Origin of the sequence: Streptococcus sp. HMSC072D07 (assembly GCF_001814835.1) — a bacterium.
In the GTDB taxonomy this organism is placed as follows: domain Bacteria; phylum Bacillota; class Bacilli; order Lactobacillales; family Streptococcaceae; genus Streptococcus.
Genome location: NZ_KV818053.1, coordinates 19,912 through 44,397, shown reverse-complemented (window position 1 = coordinate 44,397; position 24,486 = coordinate 19,912). Strand labels below are relative to the sequence as shown.

General features: G+C 43.5%; 25 protein-coding genes and 1 riboswitch. Of the genes, 19 read left to right on the top strand and 6 right to left on the bottom strand.

The window, feature by feature from the left end:
• Window positions 1-8 precede the first annotated feature (8 nt).
• The 3 genes from HMPREF2991_RS04160 (at window position 9) to tig (ending at window position 2,674) form a co-directional block, all read left to right on the top strand.
• A complete protein-coding gene (locus HMPREF2991_RS04160; protein ID WP_070567242.1) occupies window positions 9-641 on the top strand; it encodes a response regulator transcription factor in 633 nt (210 codons plus the stop codon).
• Window positions 642-1,298 (top strand): DNA alkylation repair protein, encoded by a 657-nt coding sequence (locus tag HMPREF2991_RS04155; RefSeq protein ID WP_070567240.1) that lies wholly within the window; start codon window positions 642-644, stop codon window positions 1,296-1,298.
• Between the two features lie 92 nt (window positions 1,299-1,390).
• A complete protein-coding gene (tig, locus tag HMPREF2991_RS04150; protein WP_070567238.1) occupies window positions 1,391-2,674 on the top strand; it encodes a trigger factor in 1,284 nt (427 codons plus the stop codon).
• 47 nt (window positions 2,675-2,721) lie between these two features.
• Here tig and HMPREF2991_RS04145 read toward each other — a convergent pair whose 3' ends face one another.
• The 3 genes from HMPREF2991_RS04145 to rnhC form a co-directional block, all read right to left on the bottom strand.
• The gene (locus HMPREF2991_RS04145) at window positions 2,722-5,091 is read right to left on the bottom strand and encodes an SF1B family DNA helicase RecD2 (protein ID WP_070567236.1); all 2,370 of its coding nucleotides are present in this window, start codon (window positions 5,089-5,091) and stop codon (window positions 2,722-2,724) included.
• Between the two features lie 127 nt (window positions 5,092-5,218).
• Window positions 5,219-5,833, bottom strand: a complete 615-nt coding sequence (lepB, locus tag HMPREF2991_RS04140; RefSeq protein ID WP_070567234.1) for a signal peptidase I — start codon at window positions 5,831-5,833, stop codon at window positions 5,219-5,221.
• A gap of 3 nt (window positions 5,834-5,836) precedes the next feature.
• Entirely contained in the window at window positions 5,837-6,718 is an 882-nt protein-coding gene (gene rnhC / locus HMPREF2991_RS04135; RefSeq protein ID WP_070567232.1) for a ribonuclease HIII, read from the bottom strand.
• An 86-nt stretch (window positions 6,719-6,804) separates the two neighbouring features.
• Between rnhC and zapA the strand changes: the two genes are divergently transcribed.
• From zapA to HMPREF2991_RS04105, 6 genes are all read left to right on the top strand, one after another.
• Window positions 6,805-7,107: a cell division protein ZapA gene (gene zapA / locus HMPREF2991_RS04130; RefSeq protein ID WP_000002028.1), complete on the top strand. Its 303-nt coding sequence runs from the start codon at window positions 6,805-6,807 to the stop codon at window positions 7,105-7,107.
• The gene (locus tag HMPREF2991_RS04125) at window positions 7,104-7,652 is read left to right on the top strand and encodes a CvpA family protein (protein ID WP_000623540.1); all 549 of its coding nucleotides are present in this window, start codon (window positions 7,104-7,106) and stop codon (window positions 7,650-7,652) included. The genes zapA and HMPREF2991_RS04125 overlap by 4 nt, the downstream gene beginning before the upstream one ends.
• A 100-nt stretch (window positions 7,653-7,752) precedes the next feature.
• A complete protein-coding gene (locus tag HMPREF2991_RS04120) occupies window positions 7,753-10,089 on the top strand; it encodes an endonuclease MutS2 (protein WP_070567229.1) in 2,337 nt (778 codons plus the stop codon).
• A gap of 168 nt (window positions 10,090-10,257) precedes the next feature.
• Window positions 10,258-10,346, top strand: a riboswitch (glycine riboswitch).
• 89 nt (window positions 10,347-10,435) lie between these two features.
• The gene (locus HMPREF2991_RS04115) at window positions 10,436-11,758 is read left to right on the top strand and encodes an alanine/glycine:cation symporter family protein (RefSeq protein ID WP_070567227.1); all 1,323 of its coding nucleotides are present in this window, start codon (window positions 10,436-10,438) and stop codon (window positions 11,756-11,758) included.
• Between the two features lie 130 nt (window positions 11,759-11,888).
• The gene (locus HMPREF2991_RS04110) at window positions 11,889-12,437 is read left to right on the top strand and encodes a carboxymuconolactone decarboxylase family protein (RefSeq protein ID WP_000206774.1); all 549 of its coding nucleotides are present in this window, start codon (window positions 11,889-11,891) and stop codon (window positions 12,435-12,437) included.
• A gap of 110 nt (window positions 12,438-12,547) precedes the next feature.
• Window positions 12,548-13,447: a TDT family transporter gene (locus tag HMPREF2991_RS04105; RefSeq protein ID WP_000735934.1), complete on the top strand. Its 900-nt coding sequence runs from the start codon at window positions 12,548-12,550 to the stop codon at window positions 13,445-13,447.
• Between the two features lie 23 nt (window positions 13,448-13,470).
• Here HMPREF2991_RS04105 and serS read toward each other — a convergent pair whose 3' ends face one another.
• From serS to HMPREF2991_RS04090, 3 genes are all read right to left on the bottom strand, one after another.
• Window positions 13,471-14,745 (bottom strand): serine--tRNA ligase, encoded by a 1,275-nt coding sequence (gene serS / locus HMPREF2991_RS04100; protein WP_070567223.1) that lies wholly within the window; start codon window positions 14,743-14,745, stop codon window positions 13,471-13,473.
• Window positions 14,746-14,958: 213 nt separating this feature from the next.
• Entirely contained in the window at window positions 14,959-15,330 is a 372-nt protein-coding gene (locus tag HMPREF2991_RS04095; RefSeq protein ID WP_070567221.1) for a DUF956 family protein, read from the bottom strand.
• A gap of 2 nt (window positions 15,331-15,332) precedes the next feature.
• Window positions 15,333-16,697 (bottom strand): aspartate kinase, encoded by a 1,365-nt coding sequence (locus HMPREF2991_RS04090; protein WP_000869634.1) that lies wholly within the window; start codon window positions 16,695-16,697, stop codon window positions 15,333-15,335.
• A gap of 282 nt (window positions 16,698-16,979) precedes the next feature.
• On the opposite strand from HMPREF2991_RS04090, the gene HMPREF2991_RS04085 reads away from it, so the two are divergent.
• The 10 genes from HMPREF2991_RS04085 (at window position 16,980) to fabZ (ending at window position 24,481) form a co-directional block, all read left to right on the top strand.
• Window positions 16,980-17,765: an enoyl-CoA hydratase gene (locus HMPREF2991_RS04085; RefSeq protein ID WP_001015588.1), complete on the top strand. Its 786-nt coding sequence runs from the start codon at window positions 16,980-16,982 to the stop codon at window positions 17,763-17,765.
• Between the two features lie 90 nt (window positions 17,766-17,855).
• Window positions 17,856-18,290, top strand: coding sequence for a fatty acid biosynthesis transcriptional regulator FabT (locus HMPREF2991_RS04080; protein WP_000386338.1), 435 nt, complete (start codon window positions 17,856-17,858; stop codon window positions 18,288-18,290).
• Window positions 18,290-19,264, top strand: a complete 975-nt coding sequence (locus tag HMPREF2991_RS04075; RefSeq protein ID WP_000852965.1) for a beta-ketoacyl-ACP synthase III — start codon at window positions 18,290-18,292, stop codon at window positions 19,262-19,264. The genes HMPREF2991_RS04080 and HMPREF2991_RS04075 overlap by 1 nt, the downstream gene beginning before the upstream one ends.
• 57 nt (window positions 19,265-19,321) lie before the next feature.
• Window positions 19,322-19,546: an acyl carrier protein gene (locus HMPREF2991_RS04070; protein WP_000257840.1), complete on the top strand. Its 225-nt coding sequence runs from the start codon at window positions 19,322-19,324 to the stop codon at window positions 19,544-19,546.
• 117 nt (window positions 19,547-19,663) lie between these two features.
• Window positions 19,664-20,638, top strand: coding sequence for an enoyl-[acyl-carrier-protein] reductase FabK (gene fabK / locus HMPREF2991_RS04065; protein ID WP_000857452.1), 975 nt, complete (start codon window positions 19,664-19,666; stop codon window positions 20,636-20,638).
• Entirely contained in the window at window positions 20,631-21,551 is a 921-nt protein-coding gene (gene fabD / locus HMPREF2991_RS04060) for an ACP S-malonyltransferase (RefSeq protein WP_070567219.1), read from the top strand. Before fabK ends, fabD begins: the two co-directional genes overlap by 8 nt.
• Before the next feature lie 45 nt (window positions 21,552-21,596).
• Entirely contained in the window at window positions 21,597-22,328 is a 732-nt protein-coding gene (gene fabG, locus HMPREF2991_RS04055; protein ID WP_070567217.1) for a 3-oxoacyl-[acyl-carrier-protein] reductase, read from the top strand.
• A 28-nt stretch (window positions 22,329-22,356) separates the two neighbouring features.
• Complete coding sequence (gene fabF, locus HMPREF2991_RS04050) at window positions 22,357-23,592, top strand: beta-ketoacyl-ACP synthase II (protein ID WP_000774051.1); 1,236 nt, start codon at window positions 22,357-22,359, stop codon at window positions 23,590-23,592.
• Window positions 23,593-23,594: 2 nt separating this feature from the next.
• Window positions 23,595-24,062: an acetyl-CoA carboxylase biotin carboxyl carrier protein gene (gene accB / locus HMPREF2991_RS04045; protein WP_070567215.1), complete on the top strand. Its 468-nt coding sequence runs from the start codon at window positions 23,595-23,597 to the stop codon at window positions 24,060-24,062.
• Window positions 24,059-24,481: a 3-hydroxyacyl-ACP dehydratase FabZ gene (gene fabZ, locus HMPREF2991_RS04040; protein WP_000565515.1), complete on the top strand. Its 423-nt coding sequence runs from the start codon at window positions 24,059-24,061 to the stop codon at window positions 24,479-24,481. The genes accB and fabZ overlap by 4 nt, the downstream gene beginning before the upstream one ends.
• The last annotated feature ends 5 nt before the right edge of the window (window positions 24,482-24,486 follow it).

The window sequence follows — 24,486 nt, the reverse complement described above, 5'->3', positions numbered from 1 at the left end:
GAGTAGAGATGAAAATTTTACTGGTAGATGACCATGAAATGGTCCGATTGGGCTTGAAAAGCTACTTTGACCTCCAAGACGATGTAGAAGTTGTGGGCGAAGCTGCCAATGGGGCTCAAGGTATTGAGTTGGCCTTGGAACTCCGTCCAGATGTCATTGTCATGGATATTGTCATGCCTGAGATGAATGGGATTGATGCAACCTTGTCCATCCTCAAAGAATGGCCCGAAGCCAAGATTTTGATTGTGACCTCTTACTTGGACAATGAAAAAATCATGCCAGTTTTGAATGCTGGTGCCAAAGGCTATATGCTTAAGACTTCTAGTGCGGACGAACTGCTCCACGCTGTTCGTAAGGTTGCTGCTGGTGAGCTTGCTATTGAGCAAGAGGTCAGCAAGAAGGTCGAATACCACCGCAATCATATCGAACTTCATGAGGAACTGACTGCGCGTGAACGAGATGTCCTACAACTCATCGCCAAGGGCTATGAAAATCAGCGCATCGCAGACGAACTCTTTATCTCTCTCAAGACGGTCAAAACCCATGTGTCTAATATCCTAGCCAAGCTTGAGGTCAGCGATCGCACCCAGGCGGCGGTCTATGCCTTTCAGCACCACTTGGTGGGGCAGGAGGATTTTTAGATGAGTCTTGCAGATTTACTTGTGGAGCTAGAAGCGACAAAAGATCCGCATAAAGCAGGCCCCATGGAAGCCTATATGCGCCATCAGTTTTCCTTTCTAGGCGTTGCAGCTCCTGAAAGAAATGCACTCTATAAAAAGTATTTTCCAAGTGCGAAAAAAACAAAGGTCATCGATTGGAATTTTGTAGACATCTGCTGGGAAAAGGATGCCAGAGAATATCAGTATGTGGCTGCAAACTATTTGAAGGCCATGCAGACTTATTTGACGGAGAGCGATTTGCCTAAGATTGAGCATCTGGTCGTGACCAAGTCCTGGTGGGACACGGTAGATATCCTAGACCGAGTAGTAGGAAGTTTGGTATATGACAAGCCAGAACTTGAAGAAAGAATTCTCCAATGGAGTCTATCAGATAATATATGGCTGAGACGAGTTGCTATTGACCACCAGTTGTTAAGAAAAGAGAAGACCAATGTCCAGCTAATGGAAAAGATCCTGCTCAATAATCTGGACCAGACAGAATTTTTTATCAACAAGGCCATCGGTTGGGCTTTGCGAGACTACTCAAAAACCAATCCGGAATGGGTAGCAAGCTTCACCGAAAAAAACAAGGAAAGAATGTCTGAACTTAGTATCAGAGAAGCCAGTAAGTACCTTTAGCATTATTGAAAAGCGCATTCATTACTTGAAAATTAACCGTAGTTTATGCTATAATAGACTGTATTTAAAAAATTTTAAGGAGAAATGACAGAATGTCTGTATCATTTGAAAACAAAGAAACAAACCGTGGTGTCTTGACTTTCACTATCTCTCAAGACCAAATCAAACCAGAATTGGACCGTGTCTTCAACTCAGTAAAGAAAACTCTTAACGTTCCAGGTTTCCGTAAAGGTCACCTTCCACGTCCTATCTTCGACCAAAAATTTGGTGAAGAGTCACTTTACCAAGACGTTATGAACGCTCTTTTGCCAAACGCTTATGAAGCTGCAGTAAAAGAAGCTGGTCTTGAAGTCGTTGCACAACCAAAAATTGACGTAACTTCAATGGAAAAAGGTCAAGACTGGGTTATCACTGCTGAAGTCGTGACAAAACCTGAAGTAAAATTGGGCGACTACAAAAACCTTGAAGTATCAGTTGATGTAGAAAAAGAAGTAGCTGACGCTGACGTTGAAGAACGTATCGAACGCGAACGCAACAACTTGGCTGAATTGGTTATCAAAGACGGCGCTGCTGAAAATGGCGACACTGTTGTCATCGACTTCGTTGGTTCTATCGATGGTGTTGAGTTCGACGGTGGAAAAGGTGAAAACTTCTCACTTGGACTTGGATCAGGTCAATTCATTCCTGGATTTGAAGACCAATTGGTAGGTCACTCAGCTGGCGAAACTGTTGACGTTGTCGTAACATTCCCAGAAGACTACCAAGCAGAAGACCTTGCAGGTAAAGAAGCAAAATTCGTAACAACTATCCACGAAGTAAAAGCTAAAGAAGTTCCAGCTCTTGACGATGAACTTGCAAAAGATATCGACGAAGAAGTGGAAACTCTTGACGAATTGAAAGAAAAATACCGCAAAGAATTGACTGCTGCGAAAGAAGAAGCATACAAAGATGCCGTTGAAGGTGCAGCAATCGATAAAGCTGTAGAAAACGCTGAAATCGTAGAACTTCCAGAAGAAATGATCCACGAAGAAGTTCACCGTTCAGTAAATGAATTCCTTGGAAACTTGCAACGTCAAGGGATCAACCCTGACATGTACTTCCAAATCACTGGAACTACTCAAGAAGATCTTCACAAACAATACGAGGGAGAAGCTGAGTCACGTACGAAGACTAACCTTGTTATCGAAGCAGTTGCCAAAGCTGAAGGATTTGACGCTTCAGAAGAAGAAATCCAAAAAGAAATCGAGCAATTGGCTGCAGATTACAACATGGAAGTGGCACAAGTTCAAAACTTGCTTTCAGCTGACATGTTGAAACACGATATCACTATCAAAAAAGCTGTTGAGTTGATCACAAGCACAGCAACAGTTAAATAATCTTAAAAGATAAAAAGCCCACCTGACTAGGTGGGCTTTCTGTTGCGCTATTTTCCAAAAATCTCTTTGAGGTCTGCATCTGTAATCCCAATCATGGCTGGGATGCTAGACCAGTTTTTCTCGGTGAGGATGTAGGATTGTTCAGAGTCACTTGCTGTGGCAGTTTCAGAGAAGGCTTGTTTACTTTCTTCAATATTATTTTCAATTAAATCACTGAAGCGTTCAATCAGATAGGTCTTGCGAGCAGTCCCGATATGCTTGACTGCATAGTCAAAGGCCTGTAATTCGCCTAGTAAGATAAGCTTGCTCTTGGCGCGTGTAATGGCTGTATAGATGAGATTGCGCTCCAGCATGCGCTTGCTAGCACTAGTAATGGGTAGGATGACAACAGGAAACTCACTTCCCTGAGACTTATGGATACTCATGGCATAAGCCAGACGAATCTTGTACCATTCGTTACGTGGGTAGACGACTTCATTGCCATCGAAATCAATGACAATCTCGTCTTGTTTGGACTCGGTGTATTTTCCAGGAATCAGGTCTGTGATGTAGCCTAGGTCTCCATTAAAGACATTGACTTCGGCATCGTTGACTAGGTGAATGACCTTGTCCCCTGTTCGATAGTGACACTGAGTGGCTTCAAAGCCCACTTGTCCTTTTTGGTGAGGATTGAGCAGGTCTTGCATAAGCTGATTGATGGCGTCAATGCCAGCAGTTCCTCGATACATGGGCGCTAGCACTTGAATATCGCGAGCCGGGATACCACTTCTGAGGGCAGCGCCAAGAATTTTCTCAATGGTAGCGGGGATATGACCACTAGCGATTTCAAAGTAGGAGCGGTCTGCTTTTTTCTGGGTAAAGTCAGCTGGCAAGATTCCCTTTCGAATTTGACTAGCCAAGGTAACGATAGTTGATTCTTCGCTCTGACGATAAATTTTTTCCAAGCGAGTCTGAGGAATCAGGGGTATCTGGAGCAGGTCAGCCAGGACTTGTCCGGGACTAACAGAAGGCAATTGGTCGCTATCCCCTACGATGAGAATTTTACTGTTAGAAGAGATGTTGGAGAAGAGTTGGTTGGCTAGCCAAGTATCCACCATGGAAAACTCATCTATAATGATAAAGTCGGCATCCAGATAATCTTCTAGATGACTAGTATCATCGTCTCCCGTCATCCCCAAATGACGGTGTATGGTCGCGCTAGGCAAACCTGTCAATTCATTCATGCGCCGAGCCGCTCGACCAGTTGGAGCTGCTAGAAGGATAGGCAGACTGCTTTTCTTCCTGAGATCAAGTCCTTCTAAAAGTGCATAAACAGCGATAATTCCATTGATAACAGTCGTCTTACCTGTACCAGGCCCACCTGTCAGGATAAAGACCTTGTTCTGGATAGCGTCGCAGATAGCCTGTTTTTGAATGGTATCGTACTGAATCCCCAGTTCTTGCTCGACAGTAGAGATATGCTTGTGAATGGTTTCTAGATCTTGGCTCTTCTGTTTTCCTTTTTCAAGGATACGAACCAAGTGACTGCGGATGCCTTCTTCAGCGAAAAAGAGGCTGTTATCAAAGATTTTGGTATCAATCTGCTGAACCTTGTCTTCTTCGATGAGATGGGAGAGTTCCTGAGCGACTTGGCTGGGGTTCAGTTCCACAGGACGAGAAGACTCGAGGAGAGTCAGGGTTTGTTCCAGCAAATCTCGGGCTTCCATATAGGTATCGCCCGTATCCATACATCCCTGAAAAAGACTGTGGACAAGGCCAGCACGGAAGCGTTCAGGGGCTTGACTTTCGATGCCTAGTTCGGCGGCTAATTGGTCAGCAATGGTAAAACCCAAGCCCTTGATATCTTCGACCAGTTGGTAGGGATAGTTTTCGACAATATCCAGTGTTTCTTCCTTGTAAAAGTCTTGAATCTGAAAGGCTAGTTTATTTGGAATGCCGTAGTTGGCAAGTTTAGCCAAGACCATTTCTGTCCCATAGTTGAGACGGAGGGTGGAAACAAAAGCCTCACGGTTTTTGGCAGAGAGCCCTGAGATGCCTTCTAGCTTTTCAGGATGTTCCAGAATTTCGTCAATGGTATTGTCACCATAGGTATCAACAATTTTCTGGGCAGTCTTGAGACCGATTCCCTTAAAATGGCTGCTAGAGAAATATTTGACCAAGCCCTTACTAGTGGGTTTTGCTCTTTCGTAACGGGAAATCTGCAGTTGTTCTCCATACTTGGAGTGCTGAACGATTTGCCCCCAAAAAGTATAGTCTTCGCCCTCAATCACGTCCGCCATGGTTCCTGTAACGATGATTTCAAAATCGTCAAAGTCCTCCGCATTGGTATCTTCGATATCTAAGAGGAGGATGCGATAGAAATTACTGACATTTTCAAAAATAATGCGTTCAATAGTGCCTGAAAAATAAACTTCCATAGGTTTCCTTTACATGAGTTTATGAGAATTGGTCTCTTAGCAACTTTGAAAAAACTAGATGACTAAAAGTTTTTTCTCACAATAGAAAAAGAGACTGAGACTTAGCATTCTCGGCCTCTTCCTTATCTTAAAATGTTCCGATACGGTTAAGTGGCCAGAAACGGAATTTTGCTTCGCCTTTGATTTCGCTAGCCTTGAAGGTACCAACATGGCGGCTGTCGCTAGAGACGAGACGATCGTCACCAAGGAGAAGGTACTCGCCTTGAGGGACAGTAAAGCTGAAGCTGGTATTGGAATTGACATCGACTGTAAAGGCATGTGCTTTTTGAGCAAGTTCTCTAAAGTAGACTCCCTTATTGCCTTCAAATCCTTTGCCAGTATAGGTGTTTTGCAACTTTTCTGTTTTGAACAAGTTGAGGTATTCAGCTAGGTAGGGTTCATCCGTTTCTTTATCGTTGATAAAGAGTTTGTCATTTTCGTATCGGATGGTATCTCCGGGCATACCGATGACCCTTTTGACAATGTCTTTATTTCCTTCTTCCTCATGCGCAACCACAATGTCGAAGCGGTCAATTGGGAGGTGTTTAACAACGAAGAGAACTTCTCCGTCGGCTAGAGTAGGGTCCATCGAGTGTCCTTCTACACGGACATTGCTCCAAAGAAAGATACGGCTAAGACCGACCAGTGCGATAATCAGGAAGAAAACTCCCCATTCTTTTAGAAATGTTTTAAACGAATTCATAATTTACCTTTCTAGAAGTGCTTTGGCTTTTTCAGTGTTTTTAAAATGTAGTTTGGCACAGAAATGAAGTCCCTTCATGCCATAGACCTGAAGGATTTTGCTAGCAACCTTATCTGATGCAGTTCCAGCGCCACTTGGCAGTTGATAGCCCAGTTCTCGTCCCAGATTTTCCAAGTTTTCGAGGAAGAGATCACGAGCGATGATGGAGCTAACCGCAACAGCCAGGTATTTGCCCTCGGCTTTTTCTTCCAAACTAACCTTGTTTGGGAAACGGTTGGATTCTTGCGCCAAGTACTTGTCATAGTTTTTAGGGCTTGTAAAGGCATCAATCACGATTTTTTCTGGCTGGACTCCTTTTTGAAGCAGGAGAAAGATAGCTTGGTTGTGAAGGGCAACCTTTACAGAAACAGCATTGTAACGCTCTCCGATAACTTCATTATACTTGCTCGGTGAAAGAAGGAGCGCTTGGTGCTGGATTTTTTCCTTGAGGATAGGGGCAATCTGACGAATCTTTTGGTCTGTCAGGGTTTTTGAATCCCCCACACCGAGTTTTCGTAAGAAGTTATGCTGGTCAGGTGTCACGAAGGAAGCCACGACAGCCAGCCCACCAAAGTAGGAACCATTTCCCACCTCATCAGTCCCAATCATAGGAAAATCTTGTCCACTGGTTTCCTCTACAACTTGATAGCCAAAGAAACTGGCGTATTGCTCAGTAGCTTCGCCTTGCAGGAGGACTTTTCCAGAAGTATAGATGGAAACTGTTGCCTGAGGCAGTCTAAAAAAATAGCGAATATAAGGATTTTTACTAGGACTGAGAGCCTTCTGATACTGACTTAAAAAGCTCTGAATTTCCTGTTCACTTGGTGTGAGTGTGATACTTGCCATAGTCTCTATTGTACCACAAAAGCAGGAGAATTGGTAAAAACTGACAAAGTTAGCGAAATTTGGTATAATATCGTGAGGTGAATTTTATGGCAAATCTAAATCGATATAAGTTTACATTCGGAAAAAAGACATTAACCTTGACAACCGAGCATGACAACCTCTTTATGGAGGAAATTGCCAAGGTTGCGACTGAAAAATACCAAGCAATTAAAGAACAAATGCCTGGGGCGGATGATGAAACCATTGCGCTTCTTTTGGCGGTTAATTGTCTGTCTACACAACTCAACCGTGAGATTGAATTTGATGACAAGGAGCAAGAGTTGTTAGAACTCCGCCACAAGTTGATTGCTGTCAAACAAGAACAGAGCAAGATTGAGGACTCCCTATGATTTCAATCCTACTCTTATTGGTTCTGGCTTGGGGCTTTTACATCGGCTACCGTAGAGGTTTGGTCCTGCAAGTTTATTATTTCCTCGTGGCAGTGATTTCAGCCTTTGTTGCGGGACAGTTTTATAAATCACTGGGCGACCACTTCCACTTGCTTGTCCCTTATGCCAATCCTCAGGAAGGACAGGGCACCTTTTTCTTCCCTTCAGACCAGCTGTTTCATCTAGACAAGGTCTTTTATGCGGGTCTAGCCTATCTTCTAGTTTTTGGGATTTGCTATACTATCGGACGTTTTATCGGTTTGTTCCTGCACTTGATTCCAACTAAAAAGCTTGATGTCAAATGGTTGCGTATCGGATCAGGCGTTTTGTCTCTATTGGTAACCTTATTTGTCTTGCAAATGGCTCTGACCATCCTTGCAACAGTACCTCTGGCAGTCATTCAAAATTCACTCGAAAAAAGTACAGTAGCCAAACACATCATCCAAAGTGTCCCTTTTACGACAAACCTTATCAAACAACTTTGGGTGACAAATTTAATCGGATAAAAAGGGCGGGATTTTTCCTAGCCCTTTGTTTACAGATTGGACGACTAGGTCAAAACCTCTAGTTGCTATAATCTTGTAAACCAGCATACAAGGAAAAAATATGAATACAAAAATACTAGAAACCTTAGAATTTAATAAAATCAAAGCCTTGTTTGAACCGCATCTCTTGACAGAACAAGGACTAGAGGAGCTAAAAGGCTTGGCTCCAACTGCCAAGGTGGACAAGATCAAGCAAGCCTTTACAGAGATGGAGGAAATGCAAGCCCTTTTTGTGGAGCAACCCCACTTTACCATCCTAGCGACACGTGAGATTTCAGCTGTCTGTAAGCGTCTGGAGATGGGAGCGGACCTCAATATTGAGGAGTTCCTGCTCCTCAAACGAGTCTTGCTGGCTAGCAGAGAGTTGCAAGGTTTTTATGCCAATCTTGAAAATGTACGCTTGGAGCAGTTGGTGAGATGGTTTGAAAAACTACATGATTTTCCACACTTGCAAGGGAGTCTCCAAGCCCTAAATGATGCAGGATTTATCGAGAATTTTGCCAGCGAAGAACTAGCGCGCATCCGTCGGAAGATTCATGATAGCGAGAGTCAAGTTCGAGATGTCTTACAAGACTTGCTCAAGCAAAAAGCGCAGATGTTGACGGAAGGGATTATCGCTAGTCGAAATGGTCGTCAGGTTTTGCCTGTCAAAAACACCTATCGCAATAAGATTGCAGGTGTTGTCCATGACATCTCTGCCAGTGGAAACACGGTCTATATCGAACCCCGTGAGGTCGTGAAACTGAGCGAAGAAATCGCGAGTCTGCGAGCTGATGAGCGCTATGAGATGATTCGCATCCTGCAGGAACTATCGGAACGGGTTCGTCCTCATGCTGCTGAGATTGCTAATGACGCTTGGATTATCGGCCATCTGGATCTGATTCGTGCCAAGGTGCGTTTCGTCCAAGAAAGACAAGCAGTTGTTCCTCAACTTTCAGAGAATCAAGAGATTCAACTCCTTCATGTTCGCCATCCTTTGGTCAAAAATGCTGTTGCAAACGATGTACACTTTGGTAAGGAATTAACGGCCATTGTCATTACAGGTCCCAATACGGGTGGGAAGACCATCATGCTCAAAACCCTGGGCTTGACTCAACTCATGGCCCAGTCAGGCTTGCCCATTTTAGCTGACAAGGGAAGCCGTGTCGGTATTTTCAAGGAAATCTTCGCGGATATTGGGGATGAGCAGTCTATCGAGCAAAGCTTGTCTACCTTCTCCAGCCACATGACCAATATCGTAGATATTCTTGGCAAGGTCAACCAACATTCGCTTTTACTCTTAGATGAGCTTGGGGCAGGTACCGATCCGCAGGAAGGAGCAGCCCTTGCTATGGCTATTCTGGAGGATCTTCGTCTACGTCAGGTCAAGACCATGGCGACGACCCACTATCCAGAGCTTAAGGCTTATGGTATTGAAACAGCCTTTGTGCAAAATGCCAGCATGGAGTTTGATACAGCCAGCCTGCGTCCGACCTATCGCTTTATGCAGGGAGTTCCTGGACGAAGCAATGCCTTTGAAATCGCCAAACGTCTGGGCTTGTCAGATGTCATCGTAGGAGATGCCAGCCAGCAGGTTAATCAAGATAATGATGTCAACCGTATCATTGAGCAATTAGAAGAGCAAACGCTTGAAAGCCGTAAACGCTTGGACAATATTCGTGAGGTGGAGCAAGAAAACCTCAAGATGAACCGAGCACTCAAAAAACTTTACAACGAACTCAATCGCGAGAAGGAAACTGAGCTCAACAAGGCGCGTGAACAAGCTGCTGAGATTGTGGAACTAGCGCTAAGTGAGAGTGACCAGATCCTGAAAAATCTCCATAGCAAGTCTCAGCTCAAGCCCCATGAAATCATTGAAGCCAAGGCTGAGCTGAAAAAATTGGCTCCTGAAAAAGTCGACTTGTCTAAAAACAAGGTCCTTCAAAAAGCCAAGAAAAAACGAGCTCCAAAGGTTGGGGATGATATCATTGTTCTCAGTTATGGTCAGCGTGGAACCTTGACCAATCAGCTTAAGGACGGTCGCTGGGAAGCCCAAGTTGGCTTGATCAAGATGACCTTGGAAGAGAAAGAATTTGACCTTGTTCAGGCTCAGCAAGAAGCCCCAGTCAAGAAAAAACAAGTCAATGTCGTCAAACGTGCTTCTGGTCGTGGTCCGCAAGCCAGACTGGATCTCCGAGGCAAACGGTACGAAGAGGCCATGAATGAGCTGGATGCCTTTATCGACCAAGCCCTGCTTAATAACATGGCGCAGGTAGACATCATCCATGGTATCGGAACCGGAGTCATCCGTGAGGGCGTCACCAAATACCTGCAAAGAAATAAGCATGTCAAGAGTTTCGGCTATGCTCCACAAAATGCTGGAGGCAGTGGCGCCACCATTGTGACCTTTAAAGGATAGAGAGGAGATGGAGTCAATATTTCTGAAAAAAGAAATGAAAAGTCAAAAAGTTTCATAGAATATATTGACAAAGGCTAACTTTTCTTGTAGAATAATAAAAAATAAAATACCAACACCGAATGAAGTTTAATAGAAGTGGAGAAAGGTTTGTTTTCCATGACTGTAAATGGACGGAACTCTGGAGAGACCGTAAAGGCACCGAAGGGGCAAGGCAGGTAACTGCTCAAACTCTCAGGTAAAAGGACAGAGCTAGGATAGACCGCTTTTTGGCATTTATCTAAGCATTCCAGAGTACATGTATCTTGCATGTGCTCTTTCTTTTGGGGTTGAAAGATAGGAGAAGGATATGTTAGAATTGCTAAAAGCGCTTGATGCTTTCGTTTGGGGGCCTCCCCTCTTGATCTTATTGGTCGGAACGGGTATCTATTTGACCATCCGACTAGGCCTTTTGCAGGTGGCTCGTCTCCCTAAGGCCTTTCAGCTGATCTTTACCAAGGATAAGGGGCATGGCGATGTGTCGAGCTTTGCTGCTCTCTGTACGGCTCTAGCAGCCACAGTTGGTACGGGAAATATCATCGGGGTCGCAACAGCCATTAAGGTTGGAGGACCAGGGGCCCTCTTTTGGATGTGGATGGCAGCCTTCTTTGGGATGGCGACCAAGTATGCCGAAGGCTTACTTGCCATCAAATATCGCACTAAGGATGCAAATGGAGCTGTAGCTGGAGGCCCTATGCATTACATCCTTTTGGGGATGGGAGAAAAGTGGCGTCCACTTGCTATCTTCTTTGCCCTAGCGGGTGTATTGGTTGCCCTTCTGGGGATTGGTACCTTTACCCAAGTCAATTCGATTACAGAATCCATTCAAAATACAGCCCAAGTTGATCCAGCTATCACAGCTCTGATTTTATCCATTTTGGTGGGTATTGCCGTCTTTGGTGGCCTCAAATCCATATCAAAAGTTTCGACAGCAGTTGTTCCTTTTATGGCTATTGTCTATATTTTAGGGACTCTTACAGTTATTCTCTTTAATATCGAGAAAATCCCAGCCACACTTGCCCTGATCTTTACCTCTGCTTTCAGCCCTGTAGCAGCAGTAGGAGGATTTGCAGGTGCGACTATCCGTACTGCAATCCAAAATGGTGTGGCGCGAGGAGTCTTTTCTAATGAATCTGGTCTTGGTTCAGCTCCCATTGCAGCTGCTGCGGCTAAGACAAATGAACCAGTAGAGCAAGGTTTGATTTCCATGACAGGAACCTTTATTGATACCCTCATTATCTGTACGTTGACTGGTTTAACAATCTTGGTAACTGGGGTTTGGAGTGGTGATTTGAATGGAGTTGCCTTGACCCAGTCAGCCTTTTCAACAGTTTTTTCACACTTTGGACCTGCCCTCTTGACCATCTTCCTTGTACTCTTTGCCTTTACGACAATTCTCGGATGGAACTACTACGGAGAGCGCTGTTTTGAGTTTCTATTTGGTGTCCGCTTTATCTGGCTTTACCGTGTAGTCTTTGTAGTCATGGTCCTGTTGGGAGGATTTATCGAGCTGGATATGGTTTGGATTATCGCAGATATCGTCAATGCCTTGATGGCTTTACCAAACTTGATTGCCCTCTTGGTCTTGTCGCCAGTCGTCATTGCTGAGACTAAACAGTATTTTAAACACTAACCCAATCACACTTTTAGTGTGATTTTTTCATTTCATAGACATTTCCTATCAAGGCGATTGAAAATATATATTATCCAAGGGGGAAATTCTATGATAGACTAAATGACAATAAAATGAAAAGAGGTTTCTTATGACAACATTTACCATCCACACAGTAGAATCAGCACCAGCAGAAGTGAAAGAAGTTCTTGAAACAGTACAAAAAGATAACAATGGCTATATTCCCAACCTAATCGGTCTCTTGGCTAACGCTCCTACCGCGCTTGAAGCCTACCGAACTGTCGGAGCCATCAACCGTCGCAATAGCTTAACACCAGTAGAGCGTGAAGTAGTGCAAATCACGGCAGCCGTAACCAATGGTTGTGCTTTCTGCGTCGCAGGTCACACAGCCTTTTCAATCAAACAAATCCAGATGAATGATGATCTTCTCCAAGCTCTCCGCAACCGTACTCCAATCGAGACAGATCCAAAACTAGATACTCTAGCTAAGTTTACCTTGGCGGTCATCAATACCAAAGGGCGTGTAGGAGATGAAGCCTTGGCTGAATTTTTGGAAGCTGGCTACACGCAACAAAATGCCTTGGATGTGGTTCTCGGTGTAAGTCTTGCCAGCCTCTGCAACTATGCCAACAACCTAGCTAATACGCCTATTAACCCAGAATTGCAACCTTATGCCTAGTTCGAATCAGAAAGAAAAAATGAAGACTGAGCAATCCAGTCTTCATTTTTCTATGCTATTTTAAGCGCTTTTATGCTATACTAATAATAACATGATTATTGGAGGCTCGGATGAAAAAGCTCCCCTTAGTATTCTCTGGCTGTTTATTAGGTTTAGCAGGTGCAGGAAATCTGATTGCAGATACTTTGCCTGTTCTGTCGCATTTATTGAGTCTGACTGGTCTAGTGTTGTGGATTTTCTTTCTTGTTGTTCATCTTTTTAATTGGGAAGAAACCAAGCAAGAATTGACCAGACCCCCTCTTTTATCTGGGATGGCCACCTTTCCCATGGCTGGGATGATTTTATCGACCTATGTCTTTCGCGTATTCCCTGCTCTTCCTATAGTAGCACAAGGAATCTGGTGGTTTTCCTTTCTCTTGGATTTGGCGTTGATTGCTACTTTCACCATCAAATTTACCTGTCCGGGTCGGAGGGTCAATGCGACTCCAAGCTGGACGGTGCTCTATGTGGGGATAGCAGTAGCGGCCTTGACCTATCCTCTGGTAGGCATTATTGAGATTGCCTATGCGACCTTGAGTTTTGGTTTTGTCTTGACCTTCTATCTCTATCCGCTTATTTATAGCGATTTAAAGAAAGATCCACTCCCAGTGGCCTTGCTTGGACAGGAAGGAATCTACTGTGCTCCCTTTTCTCTACTCTTGGCTTCTCTAGTTCGAGTTGGAGGAGCAAGCCTACCGACTTGGCTCTTGATTGTCATGATTTTGGCATCTCAATCCTTCTTTTTCTTTGTTTTAACCCGCCTACCCAATATTTTAAAACAAGGATTTCAACCAGCCTTCTCAGCCCTAACCTTCCCAACCATTATCACAGCTACTTCGCTCAAGATGGCTCAGGGAATTTTGAAACTTCCATTTCTGGATTATCTGGTATTGGCTGAAACGGTTATTTGCCTCACTATTTTATTCTTTGTCTTGGGTGCTTATCTGATTTGGTTACGAAAAAAGGTCTAGCTAGAAATAGCTAGACCTTATTTTTATGGTTTGATAACTTCAGCTCCACCCATATATGGACGAAGAGCTTCTGGAATGGTTACAGAACCATCTGCGTTTTGATAGTTTTCAAGAATGGCAGCCACTGTACGTCCAACTGCAAGTCCAGAACCATTCAAAGTGTGAAGGAGTTTCACCTTGCCATCTGCTTCATCACGGTAACGGATTTGGGCACGACGAGCTTGGAAATCTTCTGTATTTGAACAGCTTGAGATTTCACGATAGGTATTTTGGGCTGGAATCCAAACTTCCAAGTCATAAGTCTTGGCAGCTGAGAAGCCCATATCTCCAGTAGAGAGCGCAACGACACGGTATGGAAGGTTGAGTTTTTGAAGAATATTTTCAGCGTTGGCTGTCATCTTTTCCAATTCTTCGTAAGATTCTTCTGGTTTGGCAAATTTGACCATTTCAACCTTGTGGAATTGGTGCAAACGAATCAAGCCACGAGTATCACGGCCAGCAGAGCCAGCCTCAGAACGGAAAGATGGACTCATAGCGGTAAAGTAGATTGGTAGGTCTTTACCGTCAAGAATTTCATCACGGTAGTAATTTGTCAAAGGCACTTCAGCTGTAGGAATGAGGACATAATTAGTGTCTTTCAATTCAAAAGTGTCTTCCTTGAATTTTGGATATTGACCAGTACCAAACATAGAGTCATGGTTAACTATGTAAGGCGTGATGACTTCCGTATAGCCCTCTTTACCATGCTCATCCAACATGAAGTTGTAGATAGCACGTTCCAAACGAGCCCCAAGTCCTTTATAGAAGAGGAAGCGAGCTCCTGTTACCTTACCACCGCGTTCCCAGTCAAGGATACCGAGGTCCTCACCAAGATCCCAGTGAGCTTTTGGCTCGAAGTCAAACTCGCGTGGAGTCCCCCAACGGCGAACTTCCACATTGTCATCTTCGTCAGCCCCAACAGGAACGCTGTCGGCAGGGATGTTTGGAAGAGTAGTGGTAAATTCTGTTAATTTAGCATCGATGTCCGCCAATTCAGCATCCAAGGCTTTGACTTCAGCAGATAGGGTTTGCATCGCAGCAATCTTGTCATCGGCATTTTCCTTGTTGCGCTTGGCTTGGGCAATCTCAGCAGAAACTGTGTTACGTTCTGCTTTTAGAGTTTCAACCTTGACCAAGATGTCACGACGTTTAGCATCGATTTTTTTCATCTCATTCAAGATAGCAGCATCTACACCACGTGTAGCTAATTTTTCAGCGACAGCATCAAAATCTGTGCGAATACGTTTAATATCTAACATAGGAACTCCTTTATGAAAAAAGCACACCTGACAAAGTGTTGGAGTGGCAGGGCCACGGTTCCATCCAACTTCACAGGTGTGCACTTGATTCTGTATTTAATTGTGAATAACGGTAGAATTTCACCTATCCCTCCTATCTGCTCGCAGCACCCGCAGACTTTCTGAAAGAAGGAGATAACCTACTTATCCGTTGCTATGATTATACTAAAGTTTCTACTTTTTTGCAAATAGATTTTTAAGTTTTTTTCCAATGGTCTGGAGTAGAGTCGGAAGTTTCACAACCTTGTCGTTTCCTAATTTTTCCCGAGCGATTTTGAGGATAGCACCAGAGTCTTTTGAAGCAAAGAGGAATTTTCCTTGATCGGTAAAGACTTCAAAGTGGCGGCTGATCTTGCGACCACTTACGTTGGCTCCGATTTGCTGAATGCTGGACCAGGGGATTTGGATATATTGTTCGACATTGACATCAGGATAAAACTCTAAGGCTTGATCCCCAACTAGAAATTTTCCAACTTTTCCAGAGATAGAGAGGTAAGATGTCCCAGTAGTTTGGAGGTCAATGACTTGATTGAGTGATTGGGCCATGATTAGTCTTCCTTACTTTCACCGAAAAAGGCATGATAGAGAGCCTTGATAGCGGCCTTCTCTTGCTCTTTATTGACAACAAACATGATGGAAACTTCACTTGAACCTTGTGACATCATCTGGATGTTGATTTTATTCTCAGACAAAGCCCGTGTTGCAGTAGCAGTAACCCCGATATGACTCTTCATCTTTTCTCCAACAATCATAATGATGGAAAGGTCATGTTCGATTTCAGCATGGTCCACCTCAGCCTTTTGAACGAGTTGACGTAGAATTTCTTCTTCTTTGATAGGAGTCAATTCGCGGGAGCGGAGGATGATTGAAAGATCGTCGATACCTGTAGGCATGTGTTCCCAACCGATATTGAGATCCTCAAGGATTTGCAGAACCTTGCGACCAAACCCGACTTCACGGTTCATGAGGTATTTTGACATGTTGATGCTGACGAATCCTGAGTCACCTGCAATCCCTACTACTGGGAATTTATCACTACTGTGTTCTAAAACAATGCGTGTTCCTGGGTGGTCAGGGTTGTTGGTATTCTTGATGACAAGAGGAATTTTTCCTCGGTAGGCAGGAAGAAGGGCTTCGTCATGAAGAACTGAAAATCCAGCGTAAGCCAACTCACGCATTTCACGGTAGGTTAATTCAGGAATGGAGTGTGGTTGGTGGATAATACCAGGATGGGCAGCAAAGATACCATCTACGTCTGTAAAGTTCTCATAGAGATCAGCCTTAACACCTGCTGCAATGATAGAACCTGTAATATCTGAGCCTCCACGTGAAAAAGTACAGATTTGATTTTCCTTAGTCACACCAAAGAAACCAGGGATGACAAGGACTTCGTTGCTATCAGCCAAGCCTTCAATCTTGTCATAACTAGATGGAATGATGCGTGCGTTTCCTGGTTCACTTGTGACAACAATTCCAGCTTCTCTTGGGTGAACATAGCGTGCATCGATACCGTTTTGGTTAAAGTAGGCTGCAATGAGTTTGGCATTGTTATTTTCTCCAGCCGCTAGGAAGGTATCATAGAGAAATTCATTGTCCTCTATAGGAAGAGTTGCCAAGGCCCGAATGCTTTTAGAGATTTTTTCTAAAACAGCAGGTTTTAACCCAAGTTCACTAACCATAGCGGCATAACGGTCAATGATCCAGCTTTGGCTAGCACTGATGTCATTTCCAGCCACATAGTCACGATAGTATTTGATCAAGGCATCAGTTACCTTGGTATCTTCAGCATTGCGTTTGCCGGGTGCAGAAACGACTACAAAACGGCGTTCTTTATCACTTTTAACGATATTTAAGACTTTTTCTAACTGACCAGCAGAGGCAAGCGAGCTTCCGCCAAATTTTACAACCTTCATAAGGACTCCTCAAGTAAGTATTTTATACGATTATAGCAGAAAGAGGGGCATTTTTCAATGAAGAAAATAACTTCCTATTATAATAGAAGAAAACACTAACTTATTCTGAAAAGCGATAACGATTTAAAAGTAAGAGTGTCAAATTTTACTCACACTCATAAATGATGGGTAAATAATCAGCTGAGACACTTTCCTTTAGTTTTTCCTTGCCTCTTTATCCAAAAAAAGGTATACTTTGATAATAAAACAATTTTATTGCCTTATAAAAGAAAAGGAGAAGCTATGAATCATATCTTATATCAGATCGTAGATGATCTGGCTATCATTACTTTGAATCGTCCCGAAGTGGCAAATGGTTTCCATATCCCAATGTGTGAGGAGATTTTAGAAGCTTTGACTCTAGCAGAGCAGGATCAAGCTGTGCAGTTCATCTTGATTAATGCTAATGGGAAGGTTTTTTCAGTTGGGGGAGACTTGGTTGAGATGAAACGAGCAGTAGACGAAGATGATATCCCTTCTTTGAATAAGATTGCAGAATTAGTCAATACAATTTCTTTTAAAATCAAGCAAATTCCAAAACCTGTTTTGATGGAGGTAGATGGAGCGGTTGCTGGTGCTGCAGCAAATATGGCAGTAGCAGTTGATTTCTGTTTAGCGACTGACAAGGCAAAATTCATTCAAGCCTTTGTCGGAGTTGGATTGGCGCCAGACGCTGGTGGGATTCATCTCTTGAGTCGTAGTATCGGGGTAACACGGGCTGCACAACTTGCCATGACAGGTGAAGCTTTGACTGCTGAAAAAGCGCTAGAATGGGGCGTGGTATACCGTGTTTGTGAAGTTGACAAATTAGAAAAAACAAGAGAACAGGTTCTGAAAAAATTAAGAAGAGGTTCAGCAAACTCATACGCAGCGATTAAAAAGTTAGTTTGGGAAAGTCAATTCAAGGATTGGCAGAATTATGCCGAATTAGAATTGAAACTACAAGAATCGTTATCTCTAACTGAAGATTTCAAAGAAGGGGTTCGAGCGCATTCTGAAAGAAGAAGACCAAAATTTACAGGAATGTGAAAAAATACTTGCACAATTTTTTGAAGTTTGTTATACTTCTTTTATCAAATGTTTTGATTGTAAAAGTTTTTTGAGGGGGAGGGAAACGATTTGGACTACCAACAAGTAAATGATTATCTAACATCTATTTTTAATAACGTCCTTGTGATTGAGGAGGTTAGCTTACGAGGTAGTCGATTCAAAGACATCTCCATCAAAGAAATGCACACGATCGATGTGATTGGGAAGTTCCCGGAGGCAACGCCAAGTAAGGTTTCCAAAGAACTGATGGTAACTCTTGGAACAGTGACGACGAGTTTGAATAACCTGGAGAGAAAAGGTTATATTGAGCGTATTCGTTCTGACCAAGACCGTCGAGTGGTCTATCTGCATTTGACAAAGCAAGGTCGTTTGGTTCACCGCCTTCATAAACGATTCCACAAGGCTATGGTCGAAAAAATCATCGATGGCATGAGCCCTGAGGAAAAAGAAGTCATGGGCAGAGGTTTAACGAACCTTTATCAATTTTTGGAGGATTTGAAATAATGGCTTTTGCAAAAATAAGCCAGGTTGCTCATTATGTTCCAGAGCAAGTGGTCACTAATCATGACTTAGCCCAAATCATGGACACAAGCGATGAGTGGATTTCAAGTCGGACAGGAATTAAACAGAGACATATCTCAAAATCAGAGTCTACAAGTGACTTGGCGACAGAAGTTGCTAAGAGCTTGCTGGCTAAAGGGAGCTTAACAGCGGATCAGATTGATTTTATCATTGTAGCGACGATTACCCCAGACTCGATGATGCCTTCCACAGCAGCTCGAGTTCAGGCAAATATCGGAGCGCATAGAGCTTTCGCCTTTGATCTGACAGCAGCTTGCAGTGGCTTTGTATTCGCTCTCTCAACTGCAGAAAAGTTTTTAAGTTCTGGACAGTTCAAAAAAGGGATTGTTATCGGGGCTGAAACCTTATCCAAGGCAGTTGATTGGTCAGATCGTTCAACAGCTGTTCTCTTTGGGGATGGAGCTGGTGGGGTTCTCTTGGAAGCGAGCGAAACACGGCACTTCCTTGTGGAAAGTCTCTATACAGATGGCTCTCGGAGCGAGTGTTTGACCTATGGTCAAACGGCTTTGGCTTCTCCTTTCTCGGATCAAGAAGCAGTTCCTGCTTTTTTGAAAATGGATGGACGAGCAGTTTTTGATTTTGCAAATCGTGATGTTGCTAAATCGATCAAAGGAACCATTGAAAATGGTCCAATCGCAGCATCGGAATTGGATTATCTCTTGCTTCATCAGGCAAATATCCGCATTTTGGATAAGATGGCTAAGAAGATCGGCGTAGACCGAGACAAGCTTCCTGCCAATATGATGGAGTATGGAAATACCAGTGCAGCAAGTATCCCGATTTTACTCTCAGAGTGTGTGGAGAATGGCAAGATTCGTTTAGATGGTAGCCAGACGATTCTCCTATCAGGCTTCGGTGGAGGTTTGACATGGGGCACACTCATTCTTACAATCTAGGTAATCATGTGGTAAACACATAGTTATAAATTTTTTATATTTTAAAGGAGTCCTATCATGGCAGTATTTGAAAAAGTACAAGAAATTATCGTTGAAGAACTTGGGAAAGACGCATCAGAAGTAACACTTGAATCTACTTTTGATGATTTGGATGCAGATTCATTGGACTTGTTCCAAGTAATCTCTGAAATCGAAGATGCTTTCGATATCCAAATCGAAGCAGAAGATAACTTGAAAACAGTTGGTGACTTGGTTGCCTACGTTGAAGAGCAAACAAAATAATTAACATATTACTAGAAGGAGTAGGGGAAACCCACTCCCTCTTGTTTAGGTAATAGTTTGAAACTCAAATGATAAACTCGTCGAACTATTACGTAAGCAAGGAATGATGGAGGCACTATGAAAACACGTATTACAGAATTATTGAACATTGATTATCCTATTTTTCAAGGAGGAATGGCCTGGGTTGCTGATGGTGACTTGGCTGGTGCAGTATCAAAAGCTGGTGGTCTAGGGATTATCGGTGGTGGGAATGCACCTAAAGAGGTCGTAAAGGCTAATATCGATAAAATCAAATCACTTACGGACAAACCTTTTGGTGTCAACATCATGCTCTTGTCACCTTTTGTAGAAGACATCGTTGATCTCGTGATTGAAGAAGGGGTCAAGGTTGTTACAACTGGTGCAGGAAATCCAAGTAAATACATGACTCGTTTCCATGATGCAGGAATTACAGTTATTCCCGTTGTTCCAAGTGTTGCTTTGGCAAAACGCATGGAAAAAATTGGTGCAGATGCGGTTATTGCAGAGGGAATGGAAGCCGGTGGGCATATTGGTAAATTGACGACGATGACCTTGGTTCGCCAAGTTGCTGCAGCTGTTTCAATTCCAGTTATCGCAGCTGGAGGAATTGCGGACGGTGAAGGTGTCGCTGCAGGCTTTATGCTTGGAGCTGAGGCTGTTCAGGTTGGTACGCGTTTCGTAGTAGCTAAGGAATCTAACGCCCATCCAAAATACAAGGAAAAAATCTTAAAAGCGCGTGATATTGATACGACTATTTCAGCTCAACACTTTGGACATGCTGTTCGTGCCATTAAAAACCAATTGACACGTGACTTTGAGCAGGCTGAAAAAGATGCCTTTAAACAAGAAAATCCAGATTTAGAAATCTTTGAACAAATGGGAGCTGGTGCTCTTGCTAAAGCCGTTGTTCATGGAGATGTAGAAGGTGGATCTGTCATGGCAGGTCAGATCGCTGGTTTGGTTTCTAAAGAGGAAACTGTCGAAGAAATCCTAAAAGATCTATACTATGGCGCAGCCAAAAAAATTCAAGAAGAAGCCTCTCGTTGGGCAGGAGTTGTAAGAAATGACTAAAACAGCCTTTCTATTTGCAGGTCAAGGTGCTCAGTATCTAGGAATGGGGCGTGATCTCTATGATCGCTATCCTATCGTCAAGGAAACAATTGACCAAGCCAGTCAGGTTTTGGGTTATGATCTTCGTGACTTGATTGATAAGGAAGAAACCAAGTTAAACCAGACTCGCTATACGCAGCCAGCTATTTTAGCGACTTCGGTTGCTATTTACCGACTATTGAAAGAAAAGGGTTATCAGCCGGATATGGTAGCAGGATTGTCTCTTGGGGAATATTCTGCTCTTGTAGCAAGTGGTGCCTTGGACTTCGAAGAGGCAGTTGCCTTGGTTGCTAAGCGTGGTGCTTATATGGAAGAGGCGGCACCTGCAGGCTCTGGGAAGATGGTTGCGGTTCTCAATACTCCAGTTGAAGTGATTGAGGAAGCTTGTGAAACAGCCTCTAAAGTTGGAGTAGTGACTCCAGCTAACTACAACACCCCAAGCCAAATCGTTATCGGTGGCGAGGTGGCTGCGGTTGACCGCGCAGTTGAACTCTTGCAGGAAGCAGGAGCAAAACGATTGATTCCTTTAAATGTATCTGGTCCCTTCCATACAGCACTTTTAGAGCCAGCTAGTCAGCAACTAGCTGAAGCTCTTGAGGGAGTGAGTTTCGCTGATTTCACTTGCCCACTAGTTGGCAATACGGAAGCTGCTGTTATGGAAAAAGGTCGAATCCAAGAGCTTTTGACGCGTCAGGTCAAAGAACCTGTTCGTTTTTATGAAAGTATTGCTGTGATGCAGGATGCTGGGGTAACCAACTTTATTGAAATTGGTCCTGGTAAGGTCCTATCAGGCTTTGTCAAAAAAATCGATAAAACAGCTAAGCTAGCTAACGTTGAAGACCAAGCAAGCTTGGATGCTTTGTTAGAAAACTAATGATCCCTTCTCCCACAAAATACAACAGGAAATAGGAGAGATAGAATGCAACTTACAAACAAAAATGTCTTTGTAACAGGTTCAAGCCGTGGTATCGGACTTGCCATTGCTCACAAATTTGCCCAACTAGGCGCTAATGTAGTTTTGAATAGTCGCGGAGCAATCTCAGAAGAATTGCTGGCTGAGTTTTCAAACTACGGCGTCAAAGTAATACCGATATCAGGTGATGTTTCAGACTTTGCAGATGCCAAGCGTATGGTAGATCAAGCGATTGCGGAACTCGGTTCTGTCGATGTCTTGGTCAACAATGCTGGGATCACTCAAGATACGCTTATGCTCAAGATGACCGAAGAAGACTTTGAAAAAGTGATTAAAATCAACTTGACAGGTACCTTCAACATGACGCAAGCAGTCTTGAAACAGATGATCAAGGCACGTGAAGGTGCGATTATCAACATGTCGAGTGTGGTCGGTTTGATGGGAAATATCGGACAAGCCAACTATGCAGCTTCTAAAGCAGGCTTGATTGGGTTTACCAAGTCAGTTGCACGTGAAGTTGCCAATCGCAACGTACGCGTAAATGCTCTTGCACCAGGGATGATCGAGTCAGATATGACTGCTGTTTTGTCTGATAAGGTCAAGGAAGCGACATTGGCCCAAATCCCAATGAAACATTTCGGTCAAGCAGAACATATCGCAGATGCTACAGTGTTCCTGGCTGGACAGGATTATTTGACTGGACAAGTTCTCGCTGTTGATGGCGGACTTAGCATGTAAAAAATAAGGAAAGATATAGGTAAGACAGATGAAACTAAATCGAGTTGTAGTAACAGGTTACGGATTGACCTCTCCTATCGGAAATACTCCAGAAGAATTTTGGAACAGTTTGCAAACTGGGAAGATTGGAATTGGAGAAATCACTAAGTTTGACCACAGCGAATTTGCTGTGCACAATGCGGCAGAAGTTCAAGATTTCCCATTTGATAAATACTTTGTCAAAAAAGATACCAACCGTTTTGACAACTATTCTTTGTATGCCTTGTATGCGGCTCAAGAAGCGGTGACAAATGCAAATCTTGATGTAGAAGCAATCGATAAGGATCGCTTTGGTGTCATCGTGGCTTCTGGTATTGGGGGAATTAAAGAAATCGAAGATCAGGTTATCCGTCTTCATGAAAAAGGTCCAAAACGCGTTAAACCAATGACACTTCCAAAAGCCTTGCCAAATATGGCTTCAGGAAATGTTGCCATGCGCTTCGGAGCAAACGGTATCTGTAAATCAATCAATACAGCATGCGCCTCATCAAATGATGCCATCGGAGATGCCTTCCGTTCTATCAAGTTTGGTTTCCAAGATGTCATGTTAGTTGGTGGATCAGAATCATCTATCACTCCTTTTGCTATCGCTGGTTTCCAAGCTTTGACCGCCCTATCAACTACAGAAGATCCAACTCGAGCTTCTATCCCATTTGACAAAGATCGTAACGGATTTGTGATGGGAGAAGGTTCAGGAATGTTGGTTCTTGAAAGCCTTGAACATGCTGAAAAACGTGGGGCGACCATCTTGGCTGAAGTAGTTGGCTATGGTAATACCTGTGATGCTTACCATATGACTTCACCTCATCCAGAAGGTCAAGGTGCGATTAAGGCTATGAAGTTGGCTTTGGAAGAAGCAGAAATTTCTCCAGAGCAAGTGGCTTATGTCAATGCCCACGGAACTTCAACTCCTGCTAATGAAAAAGGAGAAAGTGGTGCGATCGTAGCTGTCCTTGGTAAAGAAGTACCTGTATCTTCAACCAAGTCCTTTACAGGACACTTGCTTGGAGCTGCAGGAGCGGTAGAAGCGATTGCTACCATCGAAGCCATGCGTCATAACTTTGTACCAATGACAGCTGGAACAAGCGAGTTATCAGACTATATCGAAGCCAATGTCGTTTATGGACAAGGCTTGGAGCAGGAAATCCCTTATGCTATTTCAAATACATTTGGTTTTGGCGGACACAACGCGGTTCTTGCTTTCAAACGTTGGGAGAATAAATAATTATGAATTTAAATGAAATCAAGGACTTGATGGCTCAATTTGACCAATCAAGTTTGAGAGAATTTTCTTATAAAAATGGAACGGACGAATTGCAGTTCAGTAAGAATGAAGTAAGAATGGCTTCTGAAACACCAGCTGCAGTGGCTCCTAGTCCAGTAGTTTCGGCCCCTTTAACTCCAGTAGAGAGTGCAGTGGAAGAAGCTCCAGCACCAGCTGAAACGACGGTTGCTCCGGAGGGTGATGTCGTTGAAAGTCCACTTGTAGGGGTGGCTTACTTGGCCGCTGGACCAGATAAACCTGCCTTTGTCACAGTTGGAGACAGTGTTAAAAAAGGTCAGACTTTGGTGATCATTGAAGCCATGAAGGTCATGAATGAAATTCCTGCACCTAAGGATGGTGTGGTGACAGAAATTCTCGTTTCAAATGAAGAAATGGTTGAGTTCGGTAAAGGATTGGTACGTATCAAATGATCGATATTCAAGGAATCAAAGAAGCTCTACCCCATCGTTACCCTATGCTCCTAGTGGATCGTGTCTTGGAAGTGAGCGAAGATACCATTGTTGCCATTAAAAATGTGACCATCAACGAACCTTTCTTCAATGGTCATTTTCCACAATACCCAGTTATGCCAGGTGTTCTTATCATGGAAGCCTTGGCTCAGACTGCTGGTGTCTTGGAATTGTCCAAACCTGAAAATAAAGGGAAACTGGTCTTCTATGCTGGCATGGACAAGGTTAAGTTTAAGAAGCAAGTTGTACCAGGTGACCAATTAGTCATGACGGCTACTTTTGTCAAACGTCGTGGTACGATTGCTGTGGTTGAAGCAAAGGCTGAAGTAGATGGCAAGCTTGCAGCGAGTGGTACTCTTACCTTTGCAATTGGAAACTAAGGAGG

What these genes read in the sequence shown, in the direction of transcription:
- HMPREF2991_RS04070 (WP_000257840.1), top strand. Translation starts at nt 19,322, where the DNA reads ATGGCAGTATTTGAAAAAGTACAAGAAATTATCGTTGAAGAACTTGGG.
- HMPREF2991_RS04160 (WP_070567242.1), top strand. Translation starts at nt 9, where the DNA reads ATGAAAATTTTACTGGTAGATGACCATGAAATGGTCCGATTGGGCTTG.
- fabD (WP_070567219.1), top strand. Translation starts at nt 20,631, where the DNA reads ATGACTAAAACAGCCTTTCTATTTGCAGGTCAAGGTGCTCAGTATCTA.
- HMPREF2991_RS04105 (WP_000735934.1), top strand. Translation starts at nt 12,548, where the DNA reads ATGAAAAAGCTCCCCTTAGTATTCTCTGGCTGTTTATTAGGTTTAGCA.
- tig (WP_070567238.1), top strand. Translation starts at nt 1,391, where the DNA reads ATGTCTGTATCATTTGAAAACAAAGAAACAAACCGTGGTGTCTTGACT.
- HMPREF2991_RS04085 (WP_001015588.1), top strand. Translation starts at nt 16,980, where the DNA reads ATGAATCATATCTTATATCAGATCGTAGATGATCTGGCTATCATTACT.
- fabK (WP_000857452.1), top strand. Translation starts at nt 19,664, where the DNA reads ATGAAAACACGTATTACAGAATTATTGAACATTGATTATCCTATTTTT.
- fabG (WP_070567217.1), top strand. Translation starts at nt 21,597, where the DNA reads ATGCAACTTACAAACAAAAATGTCTTTGTAACAGGTTCAAGCCGTGGT.
- HMPREF2991_RS04155 (WP_070567240.1), top strand. Translation starts at nt 642, where the DNA reads ATGAGTCTTGCAGATTTACTTGTGGAGCTAGAAGCGACAAAAGATCCG.
- serS (WP_070567223.1), bottom strand. Translation starts at nt 14,745, where the DNA reads ATGTTAGATATTAAACGTATTCGCACAGATTTTGATGCTGTCGCTGAA.
- rnhC (WP_070567232.1), bottom strand. Translation starts at nt 6,718, where the DNA reads ATGGCAAGTATCACACTCACACCAAGTGAACAGGAAATTCAGAGCTTT.
- HMPREF2991_RS04090 (WP_000869634.1), bottom strand. Translation starts at nt 16,697, where the DNA reads ATGAAGGTTGTAAAATTTGGCGGAAGCTCGCTTGCCTCTGCTGGTCAG.
- HMPREF2991_RS04095 (WP_070567221.1), bottom strand. Translation starts at nt 15,330, where the DNA reads ATGGCCCAATCACTCAATCAAGTCATTGACCTCCAAACTACTGGGACA.
- accB (WP_070567215.1), top strand. Translation starts at nt 23,595, where the DNA reads ATGAATTTAAATGAAATCAAGGACTTGATGGCTCAATTTGACCAATCA.
- fabF (WP_000774051.1), top strand. Translation starts at nt 22,357, where the DNA reads ATGAAACTAAATCGAGTTGTAGTAACAGGTTACGGATTGACCTCTCCT.
- HMPREF2991_RS04115 (WP_070567227.1), top strand. Translation starts at nt 10,436, where the DNA reads ATGTTAGAATTGCTAAAAGCGCTTGATGCTTTCGTTTGGGGGCCTCCC.
- HMPREF2991_RS04120 (WP_070567229.1), top strand. Translation starts at nt 7,753, where the DNA reads ATGAATACAAAAATACTAGAAACCTTAGAATTTAATAAAATCAAAGCC.
- zapA (WP_000002028.1), top strand. Translation starts at nt 6,805, where the DNA reads ATGGCAAATCTAAATCGATATAAGTTTACATTCGGAAAAAAGACATTA.
- HMPREF2991_RS04125 (WP_000623540.1), top strand. Translation starts at nt 7,104, where the DNA reads ATGATTTCAATCCTACTCTTATTGGTTCTGGCTTGGGGCTTTTACATC.
- HMPREF2991_RS04110 (WP_000206774.1), top strand. Translation starts at nt 11,889, where the DNA reads ATGACAACATTTACCATCCACACAGTAGAATCAGCACCAGCAGAAGTG.
- HMPREF2991_RS04145 (WP_070567236.1), bottom strand. Translation starts at nt 5,091, where the DNA reads ATGGAAGTTTATTTTTCAGGCACTATTGAACGCATTATTTTTGAAAAT.
- lepB (WP_070567234.1), bottom strand. Translation starts at nt 5,833, where the DNA reads ATGAATTCGTTTAAAACATTTCTAAAAGAATGGGGAGTTTTCTTCCTG.
- fabZ (WP_000565515.1), top strand. Translation starts at nt 24,059, where the DNA reads ATGATCGATATTCAAGGAATCAAAGAAGCTCTACCCCATCGTTACCCT.
- HMPREF2991_RS04075 (WP_000852965.1), top strand. Translation starts at nt 18,290, where the DNA reads ATGGCTTTTGCAAAAATAAGCCAGGTTGCTCATTATGTTCCAGAGCAA.